Genomic DNA, 6,059 nt, shown 5'->3' with positions numbered 1-6,059 from the left:
TCTACGTCGCGGTGATGCACGCCCTCGTGCGCGGCTTCGTCGAGATGGGCTGCGTGCGGCGCGACGCCCGCGTCAGCGTCGTCAACGGGCCGGTCGGCCGGATGCGCCAGGACCTGCGGGCCTGGCTGGCGGCCGACGGCTCGTGCGGGGGCCGGCCGTGACCGGGCGCCTCGGGCACAACGGCGGACCGGCGATCGAGGAGCCGGCCGACACGCGTCCCGCCCAGTGCAAGCACTGCCGGCACTGGAAGGTGCCGTCCGAGGGCGAGCGGCAGGCCTACGAGGCCTTCCGCCTCGGCCTGTCGGCGGCGCCGGGTCCGGCGGCCGACCGGCGCCTGCGACCGCGTCCTGATCGGCAACAGCCGGGTCCCGGCGTTCTCGGCCACGGTGGGCGAGTTCGGCTGCCGCAACTACGAGGCCGCCCTTCCGCCACCGATGCCGCAGGGCCGTGGCTACATCACGATCTGGCGGAACGGTCGCGTCGCCTGGCAGGGATGTGAGGAGATCCCCGCCCGTTTCCTCCAGGACGATCCCGACCTGTGGAGGCCTTGCCCGCCCGGCGAGATAGCGTCCGGACATGTTATCTGTATAATCTGTATAACCCAAAGGAGTGCAGGATGCCGGACAAATCCGTCACCACCGCCGAGTTCCTCCGTCACTTCGGCCGCTACCACGACGAGGCGCGCCTGGCGCCACTGACCCTGACCAAGCACGGCCGGCCGTCGCTGGTCGTGCTCTCGGCCGACACCTACCGGCAGCTTACCGAGCAGGCCGACCCGCGCCGGGCCTTGGCCGCGGGGGAGACGCCGCCGGAGCTGGCTCATCTCATCCTGGCCGAGCTCGACCGCCAGTCGGCGGAGCACGGGGGCGACTAGGATGGCGAACCCCTTCCCGTCGGGCTCGGTCATCACCTACCCCTACCTGTGGCGGTGGCAGCGCGCGGAGGGCCGGTTCAACGCGCCCAAGGACCGTCCGACTTGCTTGGCCGTCACCATCCCGGATCAGGCTCAAGGGCTGACCCACCTCGTCCTGCTGGCCATCTCCGGAACCCCGCCGGGCGAGAGGCAGGCCGCCCTCGAGATCCCGTTGCTCGAGCTGCGACGCGCCGGCCTGTCGACGTTGAAACGCGGCTGGATCACGGTCAGCGAATACAACTACGACGTCGCCGAGCGATCCTTCCACCTCGACCCGAACCAGACGGCGCGCGGCTCGTTCGGGCCCGGGTTCATGAACCAGATCCGGGCCGCGATCCGCCCGCTCTTCACCGCCGCCCAGGGCCGGATCGATCGAACCCTGTGACCGCATATCGCTATGATATCGATGTCCTATCGATGTCGCGCCCGGTCGGCGGTGGACGACCCCGCTCTCTCGCCGCAACCCCGATAGGCCGTCGCGGCCTTCAACGATCAACCCGCAAGGGGTCCGCTCCGCAAACGGGCGGCCGCTCCCGGCTTCGCCTCCCGCGGTGATCGCGGCCGCTCCCGGCCTCTAGGGGCCGCTGTCGAGCGGGGATCGCCCCCGCTCCGTCAGGAGCAAGACCCCGATGGCGACCGATCTCAGCCTCGCGCACCGCTACGCCCACAGCCTCGCGCAGACCCTGATGGTCCCGGTCACCGTGTTCCGCTCCGAGGCCGGATACGCCGTCGTCACCTCGGACGAGTTCGAGGGAGATCCCACCAGCGTCGTCACCGAGTTCGACCCCCACGAGGGCTGAACCCTCGCCCGGAGCAAGGCAATGCGCCGTGATGGCGGTCCCTCGGCAGGTCCTTGTGCGTCCCAGCGCGGATGCTCCGTGGCGAGGGCCCGTAGGGCCCGCCTCGTCGCCGCGCTTGTGGGCGACCCGAGCGCTGCCGACCTTTCGGCGAGAGGCGGACACCGAGCCGAGTCCGCCCCACGCGAGAAGGATCGAATGCGTTGCACGGCCACCAGCCTGCAACCCGTCCGTCGCCGTGTTCGGATCATGCCAGCCACGCCGAAGGCACAAGGTATAACCGCCCGGGTATCGTCGGCAGACCTTGTCGCGTCCGTGACGGGAATTTGCCGGGATCGCACTTCGGAGCCGATCGGCAAGCAACATCACGCTTGGGCGGCAGATACAACCCTGAGACGCTTGTTGGTCGCTCCGCCCTGAACTTATTGTGCAGTGCGGGACGGCGATGGCGTCGCTGTCTCGCGCCCTCTCAGTGCATCCTCAACAGACTTGGGCCGCTCCTCATGGGGCGGCCTCTTCCGTCTGTAGATGCAGAAGCCCCTCCATCCGTCTCAGCGCCATCGGTCACCCCTGTTCCACCCCGCTGCCCGGCCATACGGGGCGCGGCCGCCGGCCTGCGAACGACGACGATGCCAATCGTCCGCTCGGGCCGTGGAATCACCTCGGCTCCGGCTTCGGCCTGTGTGGTGGCGAGGCAAAGGCGAGGGCTGGATCCTCCTCGCCGACGGCGTGGTGATTGTGCCGGAGCGGCGGCCGGAGCCTGAGCCGAGCCTGCTCCGATCGGCCCAAAACCGCTGCGCAGCGCCCCGAAGGCGCCCTGCACGTCGGTCGGGGGGTAGGGGCGAACCGCAGCGCCTCTCCTCCGACGGGGCGGCCGGGACGAAGTCCTGCGAGCGACGTCGCGGAGCCGGGTTCGAAGGAGGGGGAGCTCGACCGGCCAGGGTTCACCCCATGTTCCCGTGCACGGCCGCGGCCCACGGGCCTCGTGATGGGCGTGTCTATCCGGGGCGCCCGGGACCACCGCAACGGCGGGCTCCAGGTTTCTTCCCCGCCGCCTGCGGCGGCTCCTCCCGGGACAAGAAACCCGTTCCCCTGCCGTCCTCCGCTCCGCTTCGGCCCGCTGCGCGGGTGCGGCGCCGGGCAGCCTCCGGCTCAACGACCGCCATCGAGGCCGCAGGGGCGCGGCCGAGAGCAACCGGACGAGGAGAGACAACATGGCGACCATCGGCACCTTCACCCAGACCCAGACCGGCTTCACCGGCGAGGTCACCACCCTGACGATCCAGGCCAAGAAGGTCGCGATCGTGGCGGAGACGGAGCGCAGCGGCGAGACCGCGCCCACCCACCGCATCTACTTGGGCAAGGCCGAGATCGGGGCCGGCTGGGCCAAGCGGTCCAGCGAGGGGCGGGACTACGTCTCGGTCAAGATCGACGATCCGAGCCTGCCGGCGCCCCTCTACGCCCGCCTCTTCGCGGAGCAGGACGGCAAGACCCACGCCCTGATCTGGACCCGCTCCAACGGCCGCCGACAGGACTGATCGAGGCCTCCGCCGCCCCGCCCTGACGGGCGGGGCCTGACCCTGCGACGGAGGGAGACACGGAACGATGGCTTACGCGTTCGACACACTCGGATATGCTAAGGCCCTGCGCCAGGCGGGCATCCCCACTGAACAGGCCGATGCAGCGCGACAATCAGGATGAGGCCAGCGCGTCAATCAAGGTGAGAGGAACGCCGATCTGATGATGGAGGGAGGGCGGAGCCCGACCGGAGGCATCAGATCGGCGTCGGCGTGACCCCAAGGGGCATGCCGTCTGGTGAGAGCGGCCAGCTGGCGACGGGCAAGGACGTCCTCTCGACGAGGAGCCCGCCCGTGCCCGGCCGCCACGTGACCGATCACCAGATGAGGCTCTTCATGCAGTTCCGTCAGAGCGACAGCGTCGCTGCGGCCGCCGCCAAGGCCGCCTTCAGTCCCGCCACCGGCCATCGCATCAGCGCCGATCCGCGCCTGCCCTCGGCCAAGAAGGCCCCGCGTGGCCGACGACGGCCCGATCCCCTCGCCGAGGTGTTCGAGACCGAGATCGTGCCGCTGCTCGAAGCTTCGCCTGGCCTGAGGCCCGTGGCGGTCTTCGAGGAGATCCTGCGCCGTCATCCCGATCTGGGCGAAGGGGTCCGGCGGACCCTGGAGCGGCGCATCCGGGCTTGGCGCGCCGTGCACGGGGCCGACCAGGACGTCATCTTCCGTCAGACCCACGAGCCCGGGCGGATGGGACTGTCGGACTTCACCGACATGGCCGACCTCGGCGTCACCATCGCCGGGATGCGCCTCGACCACCGGCTCTACCACTTCCGGCTCGCCTACTCCGGCTTCGAGCACGCCCACGTCGTGCTCGGCGGCGAGAGCTTCGTAGCGCTGGCCGAAGGGCTGCAGAACGCCCTCTGGTCGCTCGGCGGCGTGCCCCGTGAGCATCGCACCGACAGTCTCTCGGCCGCCTTCCGCAACCTCGACGAGGCCGCATGCGAGGATCTCACCCGCCGCTACGAGGCCCTGTGCGCCCATTACGGCATGACGCCGACCCGCAACAACACCGGCCTCGCTCACGAGAACGGCTCGGTCGAGGGCCCACATGGCCACCTCAAGCGCGCCATCGCCGACGCGCTCCTGCTGCGCACCAGCACGGACTTCCCCGACCTGACCGCCTACCGCACCTTCGTCGACGAGCTCGTCGGACGCCGCAACACCCGCCAGGTCAAGCGCATCGACAGCGAGCGGGCCGCCCTGGGGCGATTGCCCGAGCGGCGCTCGTGCGACTACGAACAGGTCAGCGTGCGCGTCTCCTCGGCCGGCGGCTTCCGCCTGCGCAAGGTGTTCTACACCGTGCCCTCGCGCCTGATCGGCCACAGCCTGCGCGTGCGGCTCTACGACGACCGCCTCGACGTCTTCGTCGGCGGATCCCACCTCTTCACCCTGCCGCGGGGCCGGGCTCATCCGGGCGGACGGCACGATCAGGTCGTCGATTATCACCACGTCATCCACGCTCTCCGGCGCAAGCCGATGGCGCTGCTCAACCTCGTCTACCGCGACCGGCTCTTCCCACGCCCACCCTACCGGCACGCCTTCGAGGCCCTGCGTGCCGCGCTTCCAGAGCGGCAAGCCTGCCGCATCGCCGTCGATCTCCTCGCGCTCGCCCATGACCGGGGCTGCGAGGCCGAACTCGCCGCATGCCTGGCGGTCGAACTCGCCGCCAAGCGCCTGCCCGATCTCGCCGCCCTGCGGGCCCGCTTCGCCCCCGATCCGGCGGCCATTCCCCACGTCACCGTCGCCCTCGGCTCGCTGGCGAGCTACGAGAGCCTCCTGGATGCCGTCAGAGACCCTCGGACGACGGGAGAGGCGGCATGAAGGCCCCGGCTCGCACCACCACCGCCGTCGATACCGCCCGGCTCGGCATCATGCTCGGCGAGCTGCGCCTGCCGACCATCAAGACCGTCTGGCCCCGCTTTGCCGAACAGGCCGACAAGGAGGGCTGGCCCGCTGCCCGCTTCCTCGCGGCGCTGGCCGAGCACGAGTTGGCCGAGCGCGACAGACGGCGCATCGAGCGTCATCTCGCCGAGGCACGCCTGCCGCCGGGCAAGACGCTCGACGGCTTCGACTTCGCCGCCGTGCCGATGCTCTCGAAGGCCCAGGTCATGGCAGTCTCCGCCGGCGACGCGTGGCTCGCGCAGGGGGCCAATTTGCTCCTGTTCGGCCCACCCGGCGGCGGTAAGAGCCACCTCGCCGCCGCGATCGGGCTCGCCCTCGTCGAGGCCGGCTTCAAGGTGCTGTTCACCCGCACGACCGATCTCGTCCAGAAGCTGCAGGTCGCCCGGCGCGAGCTCGGCCTGGAGGCGGCCATCGGTCGGCTCGACCGCTTCGATCTGCTGATCCTCGACGACCTCGCCTACGTCACCAAGGACCAAGCCGAGACGAGCGTGCTGTTTGAGCTCATCAGCGCCCGCTACGAGCGCCGTTCCCTGATGATCACCGCCAACCAGCCCTTCGGCGAATGGGGCCGGATCTTCCCCGATCCGGCGATGACGCTCGCCGCCGTCGACCGGCTGGTGCATCATGCCACCATCTTCGAGATGAACGTCGAGAGCTACCGGCGTCGCACGGCCCTCGATCGGAAGCGCGGTCCCGGTCGACCGCCGACCCGCGCGACAATCAAAACCGCCGACGCGTGACGCGCCGCGACACGAACTTCGCTCAAAACTGTCTTGTGCGGGTCGATCGATCCGCTCATCATCAACCCGCCGCGACACCGGTCTCTCATCCTGATTGTCGCTCGGCTCTCATCCAGATCGTCGCGCTACA

The 6,059-nt window shown here is 70.1% G+C and carries 6 protein-coding genes; all 6 read left to right on the top strand.

The window, feature by feature from the left end:
• Positions 1-616: 616 nt before the first annotated feature.
• The 6 genes from Q8W71_RS32160 (at position 617) to istB (ending at position 5,929) form a co-directional block, all read left to right on the top strand.
• Positions 617-874, top strand: a complete 258-nt coding sequence (locus Q8W71_RS32160; RefSeq protein WP_305529237.1) for a type II toxin-antitoxin system prevent-host-death family antitoxin — start codon at positions 617-619, stop codon at positions 872-874.
• Between the two features lies 1 nt (position 875).
• Positions 876-1,298 carry a hypothetical protein gene (locus Q8W71_RS32155; RefSeq protein WP_305529236.1) on the top strand — a complete coding sequence of 141 codons (423 nt, stop codon included), beginning with the start codon at positions 876-878 and terminating at the stop codon, positions 1,296-1,298.
• Between the two features lie 244 nt (positions 1,299-1,542).
• The gene (locus Q8W71_RS32150; protein ID WP_305529399.1) at positions 1,543-1,713 is read left to right on the top strand and encodes a hypothetical protein; all 171 of its coding nucleotides are present in this window, start codon (positions 1,543-1,545) and stop codon (positions 1,711-1,713) included.
• 1,211 nt (positions 1,714-2,924) lie between these two features.
• Complete coding sequence (locus Q8W71_RS32145; RefSeq protein ID WP_305529398.1) at positions 2,925-3,248, top strand: DUF736 domain-containing protein; 324 nt, start codon at positions 2,925-2,927, stop codon at positions 3,246-3,248.
• A 333-nt stretch (positions 3,249-3,581) separates the two neighbouring features.
• Positions 3,582-5,108, top strand: a complete 1,527-nt coding sequence (istA, locus tag Q8W71_RS32140) for an IS21 family transposase (protein WP_458351527.1) — start codon at positions 3,582-3,584, stop codon at positions 5,106-5,108.
• Positions 5,105-5,929, top strand: a complete 825-nt coding sequence (gene istB, locus Q8W71_RS32135) for an IS21-like element helper ATPase IstB (RefSeq protein WP_305529341.1) — start codon at positions 5,105-5,107, stop codon at positions 5,927-5,929. Before istA ends, istB begins: the two co-directional genes overlap by 4 nt.
• Positions 5,930-6,059 lie beyond the last annotated feature (130 nt).

The sequence above is a fragment of the Methylobacterium amylolyticum genome (genome assembly GCF_030700245.1).
In the GTDB taxonomy this organism is placed as follows: Bacteria; Pseudomonadota; Alphaproteobacteria; order Rhizobiales; family Beijerinckiaceae; genus Methylobacterium.
This window is presented reverse-complemented; position numbering and strand designations above follow the sequence as displayed.

Bases quoted from the DNA above. Each gene is read 5' to 3' on its own strand.
- Q8W71_RS32160 (WP_305529237.1), top strand. From the start codon at position 617: ATGCCGGACAAATCCGTCACCACCGCCGAGTTCCTCCGTCACTTCGGC.
- Q8W71_RS32155 (WP_305529236.1), top strand. From the start codon at position 876: ATGGCGAACCCCTTCCCGTCGGGCTCGGTCATCACCTACCCCTACCTG.
- Q8W71_RS32150 (WP_305529399.1), top strand. From the start codon at position 1,543: ATGGCGACCGATCTCAGCCTCGCGCACCGCTACGCCCACAGCCTCGCG.
- Q8W71_RS32145 (WP_305529398.1), top strand. From the start codon at position 2,925: ATGGCGACCATCGGCACCTTCACCCAGACCCAGACCGGCTTCACCGGC.
- istB (WP_305529341.1), top strand. From the start codon at position 5,105: ATGAAGGCCCCGGCTCGCACCACCACCGCCGTCGATACCGCCCGGCTC.